21 protein-coding genes are annotated in these 16,485 nt (G+C 61.6%); 2 read left to right on the forward strand and 19 right to left on the reverse strand.

Annotation, left to right across the window (positions count from 1 at the left end):
• The first annotated feature begins 74 nt into the window (after nt 1-74).
• Both EL22_RS00935 and EL22_RS00940 read left to right on the forward strand, forming a co-directional pair.
• Complete coding sequence (locus EL22_RS00935) at nt 75-1,229, forward strand: 3-ketoacyl-CoA thiolase (protein WP_050049725.1); 1,155 nt, start codon at nt 75-77, stop codon at nt 1,227-1,229.
• The gene (locus EL22_RS00940; RefSeq protein WP_050049726.1) at nt 1,226-1,585 is read left to right on the forward strand and encodes a nucleic acid-binding protein; all 360 of its coding nucleotides are present in this window, start codon (nt 1,226-1,228) and stop codon (nt 1,583-1,585) included. The genes EL22_RS00935 and EL22_RS00940 overlap by 4 nt, the downstream gene beginning before the upstream one ends.
• Nucleotides 1,586-1,649: 64 nt before the next feature.
• Here the strand turns inward: EL22_RS00940 and EL22_RS00945 are convergent, their stop codons facing one another.
• The 19 genes from EL22_RS00945 to EL22_RS01035 form a co-directional block, all read right to left on the reverse strand.
• Nucleotides 1,650-2,342: a hypothetical protein gene (locus EL22_RS00945; RefSeq protein WP_050049727.1), complete on the reverse strand. Its 693-nt coding sequence runs from the start codon at nt 2,340-2,342 to the stop codon at nt 1,650-1,652.
• Nucleotides 2,343-2,492: 150 nt separating this feature from the next.
• Nucleotides 2,493-3,311: a transcriptional regulator TbsP gene (tbsP, locus tag EL22_RS00950; RefSeq protein ID WP_050049728.1), complete on the reverse strand. Its 819-nt coding sequence runs from the start codon at nt 3,309-3,311 to the stop codon at nt 2,493-2,495.
• 384 nt (nt 3,312-3,695) lie between these two features.
• Entirely contained in the window at nt 3,696-4,175 is a 480-nt protein-coding gene (locus EL22_RS00960; RefSeq protein WP_050049730.1) for a hypothetical protein, read from the reverse strand.
• Nucleotides 4,176-4,179: 4 nt separating this feature from the next.
• A complete protein-coding gene (locus tag EL22_RS00965; RefSeq protein ID WP_050049731.1) occupies nt 4,180-4,698 on the reverse strand; it encodes a hypothetical protein in 519 nt (172 codons plus the stop codon).
• Nucleotides 4,695-6,554 carry a phage tail tape measure protein gene (locus EL22_RS00970; RefSeq protein ID WP_197075819.1) on the reverse strand — a complete coding sequence of 620 codons (1,860 nt, stop codon included), beginning with the start codon at nt 6,552-6,554 and terminating at the stop codon, nt 4,695-4,697. The genes EL22_RS00965 and EL22_RS00970 overlap by 4 nt, the downstream gene beginning before the upstream one ends.
• Nucleotides 6,555-6,893: 339 nt before the next feature.
• A complete protein-coding gene (locus EL22_RS00975) occupies nt 6,894-7,376 on the reverse strand; it encodes a hypothetical protein (protein WP_050049733.1) in 483 nt (160 codons plus the stop codon).
• A gap of 10 nt (nt 7,377-7,386) precedes the next feature.
• Nucleotides 7,387-7,908: a hypothetical protein gene (locus EL22_RS00980; protein ID WP_050049734.1), complete on the reverse strand. Its 522-nt coding sequence runs from the start codon at nt 7,906-7,908 to the stop codon at nt 7,387-7,389.
• A gap of 4 nt (nt 7,909-7,912) precedes the next feature.
• The gene (locus tag EL22_RS00985; RefSeq protein ID WP_050049735.1) at nt 7,913-8,227 is read right to left on the reverse strand and encodes a hypothetical protein; all 315 of its coding nucleotides are present in this window, start codon (nt 8,225-8,227) and stop codon (nt 7,913-7,915) included.
• Entirely contained in the window at nt 8,224-8,367 is a 144-nt protein-coding gene (locus tag EL22_RS16960) for a hypothetical protein (RefSeq protein WP_156184021.1), read from the reverse strand. Before EL22_RS16960 ends, EL22_RS00985 begins: the two co-directional genes overlap by 4 nt.
• A gap of 4 nt (nt 8,368-8,371) precedes the next feature.
• A complete protein-coding gene (locus tag EL22_RS00990) occupies nt 8,372-8,803 on the reverse strand; it encodes a hypothetical protein (protein WP_050049736.1) in 432 nt (143 codons plus the stop codon).
• Between the two features lie 132 nt (nt 8,804-8,935).
• Nucleotides 8,936-9,322 (reverse strand): HK97-gp10 family putative phage morphogenesis protein, encoded by a 387-nt coding sequence (locus tag EL22_RS00995; RefSeq protein ID WP_050049737.1) that lies wholly within the window; start codon nt 9,320-9,322, stop codon nt 8,936-8,938.
• A 2-nt stretch (nt 9,323-9,324) separates the two neighbouring features.
• The gene (locus EL22_RS01000) at nt 9,325-9,771 is read right to left on the reverse strand and encodes a hypothetical protein (protein WP_050049738.1); all 447 of its coding nucleotides are present in this window, start codon (nt 9,769-9,771) and stop codon (nt 9,325-9,327) included.
• A 2-nt stretch (nt 9,772-9,773) separates the two neighbouring features.
• Nucleotides 9,774-10,133, reverse strand: coding sequence for a hypothetical protein (locus EL22_RS01005; protein WP_050049739.1), 360 nt, complete (start codon nt 10,131-10,133; stop codon nt 9,774-9,776).
• A gap of 3 nt (nt 10,134-10,136) precedes the next feature.
• Nucleotides 10,137-10,508, reverse strand: a complete 372-nt coding sequence (locus EL22_RS01010; RefSeq protein ID WP_050049740.1) for a hypothetical protein — start codon at nt 10,506-10,508, stop codon at nt 10,137-10,139.
• 7 nt (nt 10,509-10,515) lie between these two features.
• On the reverse strand, nt 10,516-11,667 hold the full coding sequence (locus EL22_RS01015) for a bacteriocin (protein WP_050049741.1): 1,152 nt from the start codon (nt 11,665-11,667) through the stop codon (nt 10,516-10,518).
• A gap of 17 nt (nt 11,668-11,684) precedes the next feature.
• The gene (locus EL22_RS01020) at nt 11,685-12,176 is read right to left on the reverse strand and encodes a hypothetical protein (RefSeq protein WP_050049742.1); all 492 of its coding nucleotides are present in this window, start codon (nt 12,174-12,176) and stop codon (nt 11,685-11,687) included.
• A gap of 10 nt (nt 12,177-12,186) precedes the next feature.
• On the reverse strand, nt 12,187-13,860 hold the full coding sequence (locus EL22_RS01025; protein ID WP_050049743.1) for a hypothetical protein: 1,674 nt from the start codon (nt 13,858-13,860) through the stop codon (nt 12,187-12,189).
• 74 nt (nt 13,861-13,934) lie between these two features.
• Nucleotides 13,935-15,032, reverse strand: a complete 1,098-nt coding sequence (locus EL22_RS01030) for a minor capsid protein (RefSeq protein WP_050049744.1) — start codon at nt 15,030-15,032, stop codon at nt 13,935-13,937.
• The gene (locus EL22_RS01035; protein ID WP_050049745.1) at nt 15,032-16,480 is read right to left on the reverse strand and encodes an anti-CBASS protein Acb1 family protein; all 1,449 of its coding nucleotides are present in this window, start codon (nt 16,478-16,480) and stop codon (nt 15,032-15,034) included. Before EL22_RS01035 ends, EL22_RS01030 begins: the two co-directional genes overlap by 1 nt.
• Nucleotides 16,481-16,485: the final 5 nt, after the last annotated feature.

The raw sequence follows: 16,485 nt of genomic DNA on the forward strand, positions 1-16,485 counted from the left end.
TCGAGCGCGATCTTCTTCTCGCGGATCGACCCACAACCCAACGATATAAACCGACTTCCCGTGATTGTCAGGGTATGGAACGAGTTGCAATCATCGGGGCCTCGATGAGCCAGTTCGGCCAGCGGGACGAGTGGATCCGCGAGCTGCTCGCCGAGGCCGGCAGTGCGTGTCTCGAGGACGCGGCGGTCGACCCCTCGGACATCGATCACCTGTACGTCTCGAACATGGCAAGCGGCGAGTTCGAAGGGCAGACGGGCGTCGTCAACGCCCTCGTCCACGATCTGGGCGCGGTGCCGGCTTACACCGAACGAGTCGACCAGACGAGCTCGAGCGGCGGCGCGGGAATCTACGCGGCGTGGCGCTCTGTCGCAAGCGGCGCGAGCGACATGACGCTGCTCGTCGGCGGGGAGAAGATGACACATCGTACCACCGCCGAGGCGACGGACGTGATCGCGTCGCTCACGCATCCCTGTGAGTACAAACACGGGGTCACGCTCCCGTCTTTCGCCGGGCTCACCGCGAGACACTACCTCGAGCGCTTCGACGCGCCCCGGGAGAGTCTCGGCAAAGTCGCAGCGAAAAACCACAAGAACGGCGTCGACAACCCGAACGCGCAGTTCCAGAAGGAAGTCGACCTCGAGACGATCCTCGAGTCGCCGATCGTCGCCGACCCGCTTCGGCTCTACGACTTCTGCCCGATCACCGACGGCAGCGCCGCGCTGATGCTCTGTCCGGAGTCGGTGGCGGCGGAGTACACGGACGAGTACGTCGTGATCTCGGGGATTGACGGCGCGACTGACACCCACGTCGTCCACGAACGACCGGACCCGACGATCATGGGCGGCGTCGTCGAGAGCGGCGACGGTGCCTTCGAGATGGCCGACCGCGAGCCGGACGACATCGATGTCGCGGAGTTACATGACATGTTCACCATTCTCGAGTTCCTCCAGATGGAGGGACTCGGCTTCGCGGAGCAGGGCGAGGCCTGGAAGTTAGTCGAGGAGGGGTACACGGATCGGGACGGCGAACTACCGATCAACACCTCCGGCGGGTTGAAGTCGAAAGGACACCCGCTCGGAGCCAGCGGCGTCGCACAGGGCGTCGAAATCTACGAACAGCTCATGGGCGAGGCGGGACCGCGACAGGTCGATGCCGATGTCGGCCTGTGCTGTAACGTCGGCGGGTTCGGAAACTGCGTTATCACGACGATCATGGAGGCTGCAGCATGACCATGGAAGCCTATCGCTACGAAGACGGATCGATCAGTTACCCCGGCCACCCGGTCGGCCCGGATGGCAGCGAACCTGTCGAGACCATCGACCTGAGCGAGTACACCGCCGAGGTGATCACGTGGACGACGAGCACCGCGACGCCGCCCGGCGTCCGCGAACCGAACACGCTTGCCATCGTCGAGTTCGACGTCGACGGCGAGCCGGTCCGAGCGATCGGCCAAGCCACCAGCGACGACCTCGAGACGGGCGACGAAGTCGAGCCGATCTACGTCAACGAACTCCGGGAGCCGGGTGCGGGGATCAGAGAGCCCGAGAGCCAGGCGTGGGACGGCTACCGGTTCGAGCCGGTGTAAGCGTAAGCTTCGCTGTTCCCTCGTCGGTAGGCGTCACTTTCACTACCTGCGTCGCAAACTTTCCTTAGCTGTCCGCGTCGTCAGCGCCCCGGTCGTCGGTCGGCGGTTCGTCGCCGTCGCCCTCGGCCGAGTGGTCGTCATCGTCGTCGCCGAACTGGTCTTTGAGCGTCTCGAGTTCTGCGTCCACGTCGACGTTCGACTCGTCGACGGCGTCCACGTCGACCTCGCCAGCGGCGTCCGATTCACCGTCTTCGCCGTCGATTTCGATCGATCGCGCTTCGCTCGCCTCGGTTCGTTCGGCGACCTCCTGCAGTCGACGGTCCACGTCGTCGCGGAGGGTCCGAGCTTCCTCGAGCAAGTCGGCGACGCGTTCGTCGGCCGGAACCGAGCCCTCGGAGACGCCGCGTTGCAGCTCCGAAAGGACCGTATCGAGTTGCGAGACGGTCGTCTCCCGGAGTTTCTTCGCGCGTCTTTCGGTCGACTTCGCGGCCGTCCTGGTCCGTTTTCGTGCTTCCCGCTCCGTTCGAACGAGCTCGATCCCGCGCTGGAAGGCCTCGAGCGCGCGGACGTTTGCTTTCAACACGGCGAGGGCCGCCGGGATCGCGACCTCGTCTGCGACGCGCAGCAACTCGCGCGGCGTCGGCGGACGCAACGGCGGGCGACGGCGACGCCGCGGCTCGAGTTCGGCGCGGAGTTCGTCGATTGTGTCTGCGAGTTCGCGGACGGCATCCGCGAGGTCCTCGTCACGGTCAGTCATACGGTCCCTTGGACCTCCTGGATCAAAAACGGGCCGATCGATTGGATTGGGTCGCCCGTGGAGACGTGGCTAATGGCCGTGCGAGCCCGAGAAACTGTAGCGCCGATATCGGTCGTCGAACGTGTCCAACAGTCGACGTTCGAAACGGTACTAGTTGAGGATCGACTGGGTGACGGTCGCGATCTGGCCGTTGTCCGCCTCCCGGAGCCGGTCGTCACCGATCTTCAGGCGGAGGCGCGGTCGACCGACGTCGATCGGGACCTTCTCAGTGTCGATGAGGCCCATATCCTCGAGTTTCGTCTTGGTGCGTGAGAACGTTGCCTTCGATGCGATGCCTACGTCTTCGCCCCACTTGCTGATATCGTACAGCAGCGCCTCGTTTTTGGCGGCGACGACGAGCGAAATCGTCACCTCGTCGAGCCCGTCTCCATCGCCGCGAGCCGTCTCGAGGGAGTTCAAAATCGCGGTGAAGTCCGCTTCGGCTTCGGGACTGATCTCCTCGGAGAGCGTCTCGCGAACGTCGGTGATCGGCGGTGTCCGGAGCTTGAACTGATCGGCGTTCTCCCAGCGGGTTTCGTAGGCCGAGAACGTGTCCCCGACGAACTCCTCGTCGTCGGTGACGAGCCCGCCGACGCGGTCGCCGGCGTGGACGACGGCGATGACGCGGTCTCCCGTGAGACAGAGGGAGTTTTCCGGGGCCTCGCCGAGCGTCCGGAGCGCGAGAGCACCGTCGCTGATGAGGTCGGCGGCGTTCGAAGCGATAATGAAGTCGCCCATGACCTCCTTGAGGGTCTGTTCGTTGGCGAGCATCTTGACCGACGGCAACGAACCGTCGAAGCCGGTCGCGACCGAGATGAACTCTTCGATCGCGTCCCGCGATGGGTTCACCATATAAACGTCTCCACTCGCATCCTCGAGAACGCTTCTGAGGATATCGTCAATCTGATGATTGAGTAAATTCGAGGCCATCTGTGTACCGAAGTAAAAGGATGCGTCATACTTAATTTTGTTGGCCGTTCGCACAGGATAAGTTACACTCTCAACCAAATATTGGTAATTTTTATCGGTCAGTGCTTCGTTCTACCCGAAATAGTCTTAAATGAGAGATGAATCGGAAGACCGGTTCCGATCAGGGACAGAAAGTGCGTCGATATTCGCGAGGGCCTGGGAGATCTCGTCGCCAAACTCTTGCTGACGCTCCAGCATTGAGTCGCTCGAACTGATGTCGAACCCGGAGTCATCGACCGTTCTCGAATCCTCGATGATGTCCGCCGCAGCCTGTGTGAGTCGATTGAACTGTGCCTCTAATCGTTCGATATCTCTGGTTCTCATGGTCAAAATTCACCGTCTCCGTTAGTCAAGATCCGTCCGGTACCACTGCCGGCCGGTGTCGTTCGAATCGTCGGTCGGGTCGCTCGTTCGGTTCTCGAGGTTGGATGCAACGCTGTCGTTCGTTCGGACGTCTTCAGCAAGGCTGTTAGACGCTGCCTGCCCGTCGACCTCTCCTGCGTTGGAGATGTTGTTCCCGTTCGCGTCGAGCGTCGCCTGGAGTGTCGTTGCCCCCAGCGTTGCACTGGCGGCGACCAGTTCATCGACCTGGAGATCGATGAGCTGCCAGTTCGATCCGTTGCCTCGATAGACCTTCCCCGTATCGGTTGCGACATACAGCGCTGTACTGTGGGCTGTATAGTTGCCTTTCGAACTATCGGTGTTGAGAATCGTTATCCGGCTATCGATCTCGGCGGCATTTTCGTTCCAGTTGATACCCCATCCTTCTGGCTTTCCGACTTCAGGCTGTACTAACCCGATATTGGCGGTTTGTTCGTCACTCATTGGTCTAAATTGGTGTGTTCTCGAACTCGGCTTTCACATCGTCAGCGGTGTCGAACTCGCGGAGTTCCGCGAGCACAAACAGATTGAAGTCCAGCCGTCGCGCTGTCGATTCAGAGCCAGCGACTCTCGACTGATCAGTCACGTCCGTGACGAGTGCCCAAAAGCCGGTGTGGGCAGGCACGTCGATCGACTCGACCGAGATGACGAGCGTATCGAAGTACGCATCGGACGGGATGCGCTCCGAAAACCACGGCACTCCTGCGTCGGTCGTTCCCGTTGTCTGTGAGTTCGGGGCAAACCAGCCGTATTTTCTGAGCGCCAGGTACGAGTTTTCGACTCCACCGAGGCCCCCCTGATCGTAGGGGAACTGGCCGTATGCTCCCCGCCCGAACGCGAGTGCGGAGTCCGTGAGATTGTTGTCGAATAGCAGTTGCAGCGTGATCTCGGAGCCTCGAGTGAGCGTCGGGACAGGTTGGTCGACGACCGCCTCGACATCGTAGCCCGCGACGCGCCAGTTGCTCACCGTCTCCCACCTCGAGCACCGCGAACATCTGCTCGAGACGCGATCCGTTCGTTCTCGCTCTCAACGATTCCGCGGATTTCGGCTTCGAGGCCGTCCAGGTCAAGCGTCCCGGAGATCTCCTGAGGGCCACCGAGCGCACGGATTGCCTCGAGGAGCTGGTCGAGTCGATCAATGACACGGCTGAGATCCTGTTGACCAGTTTGTCCAGACGATCGGGACGATCGCGACTCGAAGTCCTCGAGCATCGACTCGATATCTGAATTCGTCGATTCACTCGATGCGTCCAACTGCTCTTGCAACGGAGCAGTGTCTGTCTCGGTGGCCCCATCACTGCCCTGGTTTTCCTCCAGTTGTGCGTAGATCGATTCGATTTTCTCGACGTCAGCGCCTTCCGCATTTTGGAGGGGGGCTTGTCCGTTTTGTCCACTCGTGAAGTCTTCGGAGCCGGCGTTCTGGAGTTCGTCAGCCGACATACCATTTGGGAGGTAATCGCTCTTGGTCTGCTCCTCCCCCGAGTCGCCCTCGGTTGTGAAATCGACGTCTTCGGCTTCGAAATCAATCTCCCATCTGTTAGGGAGGATTTTGTTGACCTGGTCAACCATCCAGTTCAGCAGGTCGAGCACGGCGTTGACGCCGTCCTCCGTGTGACCCTGGATATTCATGAAGTTCGTCTTCCAGGCCGCTGCTAACCCGATGACTGCAGCGATCACGAGCCCGATCGGGCCTAACAAGGCAGACCATAACGTCCCGAACGCTCCGGCCGCCATCGATGCCCCGGTCGCCATCGCGGGCAACATGGTTAGGAGCGTCCCAACCAGGATCAGCAGCGGCCCGAGTGCGGCCACCAACGCAGCGACCACAACGATCGCTCTTTGTTGTCCTTTATTTAATCCCTGGAACCTCTCAGCAGCCACCGTAGCATAGCCTGTAAGCGTCGTCAGCATCGGGATCAAGATAGACCCAATAGCGATACCGACATCCAGCAGATTTGACTTCGCGATTTGCAACTGCGCGTTGAGTGTATCTCGCTGAGTTGTGGCCATCTCACGGGTCGCCCCGTCTGCGTCCTCGAGTTTCTGAGTGTTCTCCTCGAGGGCGCTGCTGCCCTCCGAGATGAGCGCTGCCATGGCAGGTCCGGCCTCGGTGCCGAAGATCGAGGCGGCGTCGCTGGCCTCGACGCCGGCGTTTTCCATGTTCTTGAGGATCTGAGTTAGCGAGAGGATGTTCCCTTCGGAGTCACGCGTTGCAACGCCCATCTCCTCCAGTCGCTTCGTCACTGGCGACGTCTCGTCAGACACTTGAGAGAGGACGTTCCGGAGTGCTGTCCCAGCACGTTGGCCCTGGATGCCGACGTCCCCCATCTGCCCGATCGCGGCGGACGTCTCCTCGATCGAGATGCCGAGTGACGACGCGATCGGCGCGACGTTCGACATCGCCGTCGACATGCCCTCCATCGTCTGGTTGTGGTTCGAGACAGTGCCCGTCAGTGTGTCCGTCACCTTCGACATCTCATCGGCTTCGTAGCCGAACGCGCTCATCACATTCGTCGCGACGTCCGTCGCTTCGGCCATCTGCATGTTGCCGGCCTCAGCAAAGGCAGCGACCTCCGGCATCGCCTCCATCGACTGGGCAGCGTCGAGGCCGGCGCTCGCGAGATAGTAGTACGACTGCGCCGCTTGATCCGCGCTGTGGGTCGTCGTATTCGCAACTTCGCGGGCCCGCTGCTCGAGCTTATCGCGCATCGATTCATCGACATCGCCCATGACAGAGATGCTCCGTTGCATCGCCTGGTCGAAATTCGCTGCCGTACGGGCCGAGAGCGCCCCCATTGCGGCCAGCGGGGCAGTTACGCCCATCGTTAGTGACTGGCCGGCAGAGGAGAGTCTATCTCCAGTGCGTTGAGCCCGGCCACCGAATCCGTCGAGATCTCTCTGAGCGGTATCGAGCTTCGACTCGAAATCACTCTTGTCGAGCTCGAGAACCGCTGTTAGTGTTGATATTGTTGGCATAACTATCTGTTTTATCGACTATCAAAAAGGACGGTTGAGGAGGAGATCGTCACATCTGGAGTTGATTGTCGAGCTCCTGGCGCTCTCTCTGATGCTCTTCGTACCGAGTCATCCAGAACATCTTCTGCGACTCGTCCAGTGCGAAGAACTCGTCGGGCCGGTAGTGCTGTTCCCGGTTGAGCCACTCTAGGAATCGCCCGACATGAGATTGTCCAACATCTCGAGCTGCTGCGACTGCGTCTCGCCCTTGCCAAGCGCCAAAAAATCTTGGTAGAGGTCGGCGACTTCCTCTTCGTTGAAGCCGATCGTCTCACGCCAGACCGCCGGGTTCTGGAACGACGGGTCGACGGCGTGATCGGAGAGCGTCTCCTCCATCTGTTCGATACCGACCTGTGCCTCCTGGAGGAGAGACATCAGGTCGGCCCCCTCTTGAGCGCCCTCGAGGACGCGTTGCTGGCGGTCTTCGAACTCCTGCTGAGTCTCGGGATCCGGATAGAGAAACTCGATCTCGACGCCGTGACGGTCGACGGTGAACGAATCCCGAGAGCGAGCGTCGAAGAGTTCCTGGGCCTTGCCATAGAGTTCGGCCGTCTCGCGCTGCTCTTCGCGCTGCTGTTCCTGCATCGAATCGAGCGCCGAGTTCGCGGAGTCAGCGTTGGCTACAGACATAGGTCAGTGGTTAGGCACTCGGCGAGTAGCTGATCCAGGCGTCGCCCTCGACCCAGAACGTCCAAGACGCCGTCGGCGGCGTCGCGGACGGGTCGATCTCCGGCGACGTGACCTCGCAGTCGGCGAAGCGATGCAGGAGCTCGGAGTCGGCCGGGATGTCGACCGAGCCGAAGTCCGGCTCGTCGGCGAAGTACGCGATCTCGAGATACTCGTCATCTCCGGTCTGCCGGTCCGAGCTGTCGAACGTGATCTTCCCATCGGAGTCGGCGACGCCGATCAACTCGAGCGCTTCGAGATCGGGTGCAACTGCGGACGCAACTTCGACGTCGATCGTGTTGTTCGTTCGGAAGCGCTTCGTTCGGCGCTGCGAGCCAGGGTTGAAGTCCTCGTTCGATTCGTCGACGGTGACCGACAGATCGTCTTTAGTGCACAGTCCAAGGACGGTCCGGACTGGTTCGGCTCCACTCTCGTCGACGTGGATGACCGATACGATGCTACCCTCTACCTCTAAAGAATTTGTTATGTCTGCCATGGAATTACTCCTTCAGTGTGATCTGCGATTTGTTGATCTTCGTCTCCGAGTTGAACTCGGCGGTGATCTCGATGACGTAGGTGCCGGACCCGTTCGCGTCGGCATCGGTATCCCAGACGTATTCGAACGCGCCGACATCGGTGTTCGTCATCGACTGCGCGGAGATCACCTCGGTACCGTCGCTGTTGGCGGTGATCGTGATGTCGGCGTCTGGAGTTTCGTCTGTGTCCTGGTCGTCCGGGTCAACCGCCCCGGTCGCGTCGCTGTACGCGATCTCGATCGGGACGTCCTCCCCAACGTATGCTGATTTGATTGTCATCGTTCTCCGGGATTGTAGGTCGTGAGTCGGCCGGTCACCCGGCCAGTATCGTCTCGACCAAACGACCCATCGGGCTGGGCGTTGGTGAGCTGTGCGTCGACGTGCGCGATTGGACCGCGAGTGATTGTTCCTATCGGCATTGTGTTATCGCGTGTAGGTCGTCGTCAGCCAGTCCTGCATCAGTACGAGGCGGTCGCCGGTGACCTCCGACCAGCTGCTCGAGTCGGTTCCTTCGGGTAGGAGTTCCGGCGCGTCGACGGCGATGTCCAGGCGGTCGGCGACCGTCGCCATGATCTCGGCCATGCGGTAGGTCGGCGCGCTCTGTTCAGAGCGCCACGTGTCCGTCGCGACGACCGAGACCTGCAGCCTGAACTGGCGTTGGATCGTCGAGAACTCGCGCTGGGAGTCCGAACTCTCTGTGATCGGCTGGACGCGAACGACGACCGGATGGTCCTGAACGTCCTTCGGCCAGCCCTCGTCGATCGCCGTCGGATCCTCGAGGAGAGCAACGAGATCGTTGTGATCGCGCAGGTCGACGATCGTATCTCTAAGGGCGTCATGAAGTCCATATGTCATAGTTCGTACTCCACAAAGAACGTCGTTTCACCGAAGGCGCTGCTTGACTGGACACCTTCAGCCCCTTTCCGAGCGAGGGCCACGTCCAGTCCTGCAGGATCTCGACCGTTACGGTGATATCCGAGATGTCGGTCATGAGTTGCCCTCCTGCATAGCGACGCGATAGACCAACTGCTCGATATCACGGGTCAGTGCCATTAGTTCTCGATCCATTGCTGGCCGGAGCATCGGTTGTGCGCTCATCTTGCTGGTCCCTCGCTCGACAAACTCGGCGTAGTTCGCGGTGTTGCCGACCTCGGTCATGATCGTGCCGCCTCGTGCTTCGGTCAGCCCCGTCCAGGAGGCGCGGAGGTTCCCCGTGTCGACGGGTGAGCGCTGCTGGGCCTCTTTCTGGATGTTCTGCTCGGCCTCTTCCATGCGTTCGACGAGCTGGTCGTCAGCTTCCTCGATCATGGTCTCGAAGACCTCTTGGGTGTCTTCGGGGGCGAAGCCGCTCTCGAAGTCGAGTTGCATATCCATGATCAGACCTCCACTTTCGTGAGTTCTATCTCGACGTACTCTGGAACGGGCGAATCGAGGCGCTGGATGTTCGGTGGCTGGGTCGTGAACCGACCGTCGACGCTGTCGAGTTCGATACGGTCGTCGGCCCCGATCTCGAGCTCGTAGTTACCCCCCGTGATCGAGCCGACGTCCTCTGGAGCAGCGTACAGCCGGTAGACCTCTTGCGGCCATTCCGAATAGACTTCGCGGACGTACTCGGCGGACCGTTGCTCCGTCCGAACCGACGCCGGGTCAAGGTCAGCTTCATCGTATACGACATCGCCGTCGACGTAGTCCCACTCGCTCTCATCAAGCGACAGCGGGACCCAGTCGCGGACCGGAGTAGGATCACCGTACGGATCCTCCTCCGTGGCGACCTCCCGTTCGACGAAGAACACTGCCTCATCGTTTTCGAGCCCAGAGAGCATGATCAGCCCCTCATGTCAGGAACAGAGATCGACGCGGTCCTGTTGGTCGCGCCGATGCCCAGAAGTTCGTCCGTCGCACCGAGCCGGCGGGCGTCCGCCCGGAGTTCGTCGATAGATGACTCCTCGTAGGACTTCTGTGCGTTTCCGAGTTGCTGGTTGCTGGTTGCCCGGTCGAGCTTCGTCGCGATGTGGATCGCTGCGAGCACAGCTTCGAGATCACGCCGATCGGGCTCATCGAGGCCACCAATGTTGTCGTCGCGATCGATATCGCGCGCTTTGCGCTCGATGACCTTCTCGATCTTCTCGTCGGACAGGTTCGTGTCGATCTCGAGGAGGACGTCCGCCGGCGTAGCGGTCGCCATCCGTTATCCCTCGAGTTCAGCCAGCCGGGCGTCGATGGCGTTCTTCGCTGTCGAGCGGTCCTCGCTCTCGTCTTCGGCCTTTCGAATCGCTTTCAGAAGCTCCACGTCGTCGACATCCTCAAGGCGGTCTTTCAGTTCCGAGACCTTGAGGTCCGCTGGGTGCGGGTCGAGTTCGTCGACGTCCAGCGTTGTCGGCTCGGAGGATTCCTCCACGTGCTCGTCACTGGCATCGTCCCCGTCGACGATCTCGAGTGTTCGCGGATGGCGGACGGCAATCCGCCCTGGGACGTCGAGTGTGTCACCGCGACTGTACTGCTCGCGATCGAATCGGAACTGTGGGCCGGCGACGCGGACCGTGACTGTGTCGTCAGGCATGGTGGGATCAGGCGTTGATGCCGGTCATCCGGGCGATGCCACGCACGCCGTCGGGGCTACGGCGGACGAACGGCGTTCGGCTCGAGAGTGTCTTGTTGCGCAGGCCGAAGCCGCCGTCAACCTCCCAGTTCGTGTTCGTGACGCCCTGTGCGGTGACCATCTGGAAGTACCGCGGGTCGTTCAGCATCAGGATGCAGCTGTCTGCGTCCAGGCGCGGTGCCGGGACGATGTTAAGGTACGGGTACTTGCGCTCGAGGCGCTCCATGATCGGCTCGTCGGTCGCGGAGGTTTCGTAGTCTTCGCGGTCGACCTCGCCCCAGAGCGCGCGGGGAACGAAGACCCAGCCGCCGACCTCGGAGACCAGTGGGACGTCGTCCTGATCCTGGACATCGGTCTGGTCTTCGACGGTGTCGTGCAGTTCCTTGAAGTCGCTGAGGATCTCCTCGGGAGAGTTGACCCAGCCGTTCGAGCCGCTGGTCTGCAGGATCAGGTCATCGTCCGAGTCGAGCCCAGACACCATGAGGGTGCCGCGCTCGGTCGGGATCTCGCGACCCTCGCCGTTCCAGAGCAGGCTGTGCTCCGAGCGGTTGAGCGCGCGGCGGGCTTCCTGGCCGACGCTGGTGTCGAGATCGTCGCCGAACTGCATCGCGTTCTGGACCTCTCGCGAGTCGAACTCGTAGTCGACGTGGTGGATCCAGAGCGGAACGCCGTGCAGCCCGTTGGCGGGCAGTTCCTGCGTGCTGCGTGCACGAGCGTTCATACTTCGGTCGGCCTCGAGGCGGGTCGCGCGGAGACGGTCGAAGTACGCGTAGCGGAACAGCGACGCGGAGACACCGAAGCCGGCGCCGATCAGCTGGTCGATCACCGTCGACTGGACGAATTGATCGTCGAGGATGGTCTCGGCGTACTCCTGCCAGGAGTCGACCTGCATCGTGGAGTCGGCGGTCAGCTCCACCGACGGCTGCTTGATTCCGACGGCCTGGTCGAGGTCGTCCCACATGTCGGGACCGAGCGGCGACTGGGCGCGGATCTGCTTCCACGCCTGTTCGCGCTGTTTCTTGATCGGGTTGAACAGCGCCGTCTCGTGAAGGCGGGATCCCGCCTCGAACTCTTCGGCCATCTGCGGTTCGTGAACGTTGACGTTATCAGAAGTTGCCATAGGCATCTTGAATCACCTCAGTAGAACTCCACGCGAACGTGGATCGGGTCGCCGCCGCTGCTCATCGTCACACTGTCCTCCTGCGAGATCTGGGCGACCGCCTCGCTCGGATCGCCACCAGAGACGACCTCGAGGTAGCCGTTGGCGTTCCAGCCGAGATCGGCTCCCTCGTCGTAGGTGTCGTCGGTGCCGTCACCGTCGACGTCGGCGTAGGCGACGAGTAGTCGTGCTTCGTCGTGACTCTGGAAGCCAGTCGTCTCGACGTTCGAGCCCGTCGGATACGTCTTCTCCAGTGGGCTCTGGTTGTCTTCGATTCCGCGACTGCCGGGGTTGCGCTGTTCGCGAACGACACGTTTGGTCTTCGAGTCGGCGCCGGCGGCTTCGTAGCCACCTGCTCCGCGTACGACGCCCTGGCCAGGCTCGAGTTCTGCAAGTGCCTCGCCTTCGTCGTAGTCTTCGGCGTCGTTGGTCTGTGCAAGGACTGACGTCTGGGTGTTAAGTTTCGTCATCTAGATCACCTCACTCAGAGACACCGGTACCGTAGTCGTCGATACTGCCTTCGTCATCGTCGTCAGCGGCGCCCGCCGGCGACGGAGTCGCGGACGCTGTCAGACCAGCCGTTCCAGGAAGCCCCATGCCGCTCTGACCGGTCACGCGATCGTGCTCGCGATCGACGATCTTGTCGGCGGAGGCCATGAGGTCCTCGCGATCGTCGTCGTCGTACTGGTCAGAGTGAGCGATAATCTCCTTGACCTTCTCAGCCTTCGACTGCTGCTCCTGGGCGTGAGCGACGAGGTCCTCGGCGTTGTCCTCGGTCACGAAGCCCTGTTCCTTGAGTGCGTCACCGAGCTCGGAGGCGGCCTCGTTGACCGTCATCTCGGCGAGCGTCTTGTCACTGTTCGCCCGGTTCGGGTCATCGGTGCTGCCGCCGTCGCCGTCACCGGAGCCGGCGTTTTCAGCGGCGAGTTCGTACGTCTGTTCGAGTACGTTGTCGTCCATCGCCTCGAGGGGCTCCTTGTCGAAGCCCGCGTTGGCGGTCAGGAACGTGATGTACTGCTCTCGAGTTCTGTCTTTCATATCAGTTGTATTAGGATCGTCCACAGAGGATCCCGCCCCTATCGTTTGCATACTGTCCTGTCCATCTCCGCTATCGCTCACATCAGCGACCACGTCCGCTTCTTCGGGGGCTACGCCGACGAACGCGGAGTCGAAGAAGTAGCCACCATCTGCGGTCGTGATTGGGCCAAGCCTTTCGCCGTCTTCGCTGGCATAGTGCAGCACAGCGTAGACGTCGACGTCTTCCTCGAGCGGGTCGTCAAGTTCGATCGGTTCGTCGTTGACGAGTTCGCCGGCAGGGGCCGCCTCCGACTCGCCGATCGTGGGGCCAAGGCCTGGGCCGACGTCTGGAAACTCGTCACCCTCGAGGTGGGCACAAACAGTCCATCTTGCGTCCTCAAAGCCAGCTTCAACGACACGGACCGTTTCACCGTCACTGGTCTGTGGCCGCATTCGGATGAAGCCACGCCGGTCGCCACGATCGCCGATGATGCCGAACTTCTGGGCCAAACGTTCTATCAAGCCCGCAGTATCGTCCGGCATCTCGTCGGGAGCTGCGGTCAGTTGTTCGCTGATGTCCACAGATTGCGTGAACGTCGCAAGTGCCTGATTCGGGCCCCACTCCGCCGTGTTACTGGGTGAGTCGCCCTTGCTGACGACGGACAGGTCGAGGAACTCGATGTTCTCACCGACGTATGCCTGGATGTCATCTCGAAATTCGCCGAGTTTGAACCTCGGATGGACGGAGACCTCATAGGACTCGCCGTGAACTCCGTCTGCGACGTTGCGATCGTGCGTCGTCGCCTCGTAGCCGACACCTTCAGCGTCCTCGATCCAACCGGCCTTCGGGACCTTGCCGACGGTCTCGTCAGTCGGTGGCGGATACTGTGGTCGGCCATCGTCATCTGTGGGGTGATCTGTTGTGAGTGGTTCGCCGGCCTGGGACCCTGCGGCCTTCTTGAGTTCCTCCGCAGTCATCAGGACTCGCGTCCCATCGTCCATGTGGAGGATGTCGCCAGCAGCGACCGCGATACCGGAGAATAGCCACGGAGGGCCGTCCTCATCGCCGTCCGAACTCGCGGTTAGCCGGGCCGTTCGGGCCGACACCCGCAAGTCATGCGTTTTGTTGTCTTTCATAGTTGCATCGGCCCAGGACCTCGCCCCTCACGCCTCTGCGGCGTGTTTTTGTTCGGAGGTCATCGGGCCTGGGATTAGGCCGCTGCTTGAGTTGGTGAAAAGTGAGCGACCAGTTCCTGAGCGCCGGCGGCGTCCGTCGTCGCGAGTGTCTCGTAGCGCTCACGGGCTTCGTCGACGAACGCACCAGTGCGGTACATCGCAACGAACTCGTGGGGATGTTCGGTGATCGCCGCCGCGGCCGCTTCGTTCACGATCGGGATCACCGTACACCGGCACTGCGGGTGGATCGGGGGCTGGTTCTCCGATCCCTCAAACTCGTCGAGCGTCCAGGGCCCGCCCTGAGCCACACTGGCACACTGCGAGCAGACGCGCTGGTCGCCGGCGGTCTGTACCTGGACTTCTGGCTCGAGGCCGACCGAGTCGACGCCCTGCTGCCGGTAGCGCTCGATTGTCGCCTGCGTGTGTGCGTTGATCGTCTCCGTCCGAGCGAGGACCGTCGAGCGTGTCTTCCCGATCTTGTCGATGCGGTCGGAAATCCGACGCGCCATCTCCGTCGGGTTCTCGCCGGCCGCGACCCCATCAGCCAGTTCGCGGGTGATCTGCTGGGCGACCGCGTTGGTGATGCCGTCGAGCTCGGCGTAGTTCCGTGAGAACAGGACCTGCAGTTTGCGCTCGTGAACCGGCATCTGGACCAGTTGCCGAGCCGCCTCGGCGTCGGTCGATTCGATATCGAGACCAGCCTGCCGAAGGTTTGTGTCGGCGTCCTCGAGGCCGCGCTCGTACGCCCGGCGCACCCAGACGTTCTCGTCACGGTCGATGACCTCGAGGACCTCCGACTCCATCGCCGTCTCGAGCCATTCTCGGAAGCGCTCGATGCGCTCGTCGGTATCGACTGTGCTCAGGTCTGGTGGCTCGTCGACGGCTTGGAGTTCGTGCCTTGGGGCCACTCCGGCGAACGTCTCGACCAGTTGCTGGGCTTGGTCCTCAGAAACGTCGCTGTCACGAAGGCCGAGGATGTCGTCCTTGATGACTCGCTCCAGAATCGTGCTGTTGATCCGGCCGAACGCACCACGGAGTCGTTGAGCGTACGTCTGCCGGATCGTCTTCGTTTGTGTCGGGTCCTCCTGCTGAGCGTGCAGGTGGTGGCCGTGGGAAGTAGACCCAGAACTCATCAGTCATCGGCCTCTGCAGTTCCGAACTGTTCCTCGAACTGTGCTGCCACTTCCGGGTCGGCTTCGTCTAGTTCCGGGAGGTCAGCCCCCTCGAGTTCGGACGGGAGATCACCATCCTCGATGAACGCGAGTTGTTGCTCGGGAGTGAGTACACCAGGCGCGACGGCCAGCCACGTCTCGAGGACCTCGGCCCGAGTCTTGTGGATATCTGCCTGGTCCGATTCGGACATCTCGGCCAGCGGCTGCCAGTCGACCTCGTAGCCGTCACCCTTCGTCTCGGCGATCGTCCCGATATCCAGCAGCCGGTCGATGATCGCCCGGACGATCTGTGGCTCAACGAACCCATTTCGTCGTTCGGCGATTTTTCCATACCACTCCTTGAGGTCTTGCGTCGTGGCACGTTCGCCAGTCTCGTTGCCTTTTAGGACGGACTGAGGGAGGCCCGTCTGGGCACTGATCGCCTCGATGTTCGGGTCGATCACCGGCTGCGGGTCGATGTCCTCGCCGCCGAGGCTCTTGACGTCGTCGGCGCCGTGGGTCCGAAGGACATTTTCGAGACCGTGCTGCCAGCGCTGGAGATGTTCCCGGAGCTCGTCACCGCCGTCCTCGAGGTTGAAGTCTTCCGAGATGTTGATGTGGATACCCCACGCGGCGGCTCGGTAGACGAGCTGGCCGGCAGCGCCGAGCGTCTTCTCGATGTCGATCAGGTTGTTGTAGACTGGCTTCTGCCGCGGGACGCCTCGAAGCTCGTCGTCCAGGAGTTCGTCCGACGGGATGTGGATGACGCGCTGCCAGTTGACGTTGACCGTCTCAACGCCCTGTTGTTGGATGACGTTCTCGTACTCGTTCTCGTCCGATAGATCGAGCGTGTACTCAGTTGGGTCGCCCCAGCGCCCAGACCCAGGGCCGCCGACAGTGACATCAACGAGCGAGGCCTGTGAGAACGGTCGGAGTCCCGTCAGTTCGGCACCTTGCTCGACCGGGCTCGAGAACCCGTCTGCGTCGTCGACGTCGTCGAACTCGAGGACGAGTACGCCGAACTTCCCGATTCCAGCCAGCTTGTCCGCCCGCTTCGCGTAGTGCCAGAGCCGCTGGTCGTCGACGAGATCTTCGACGTCGCTTTCGAACTGCGTTTGGCCCTCGTCGCCTTGGGGCTCGGCCATATCATCGATCTTCGGCGGGTCGCGCCACGTCGTGTTGGGCGGTAAAAACGTGACCGCGTAGGCGTATGGGTTCCGAAGAGCAAGGGCAAAGAAATCCTCAGTAGATGGGTTCTTGTCCCAGCTGAATACTTCGTAGTAGTCCTCGTCGCCGGGGATATTCTCACCCAGCGCCTGGGCGAGTGCGAACCGCATCTGAAACTCCTGCCGAGCCGAAAGTCCATCGTCTTCTGCGACTAGTTCGGCGCGGCCGTCCGTTGCCTCGAGGTCGTCGTTTGTATCACTCATATGTA

The organism is Halostagnicola sp. A56, from assembly GCF_000691505.1.
Taxonomy (GTDB): domain Archaea; phylum Halobacteriota; class Halobacteria; order Halobacteriales; family Natrialbaceae; genus Halostagnicola.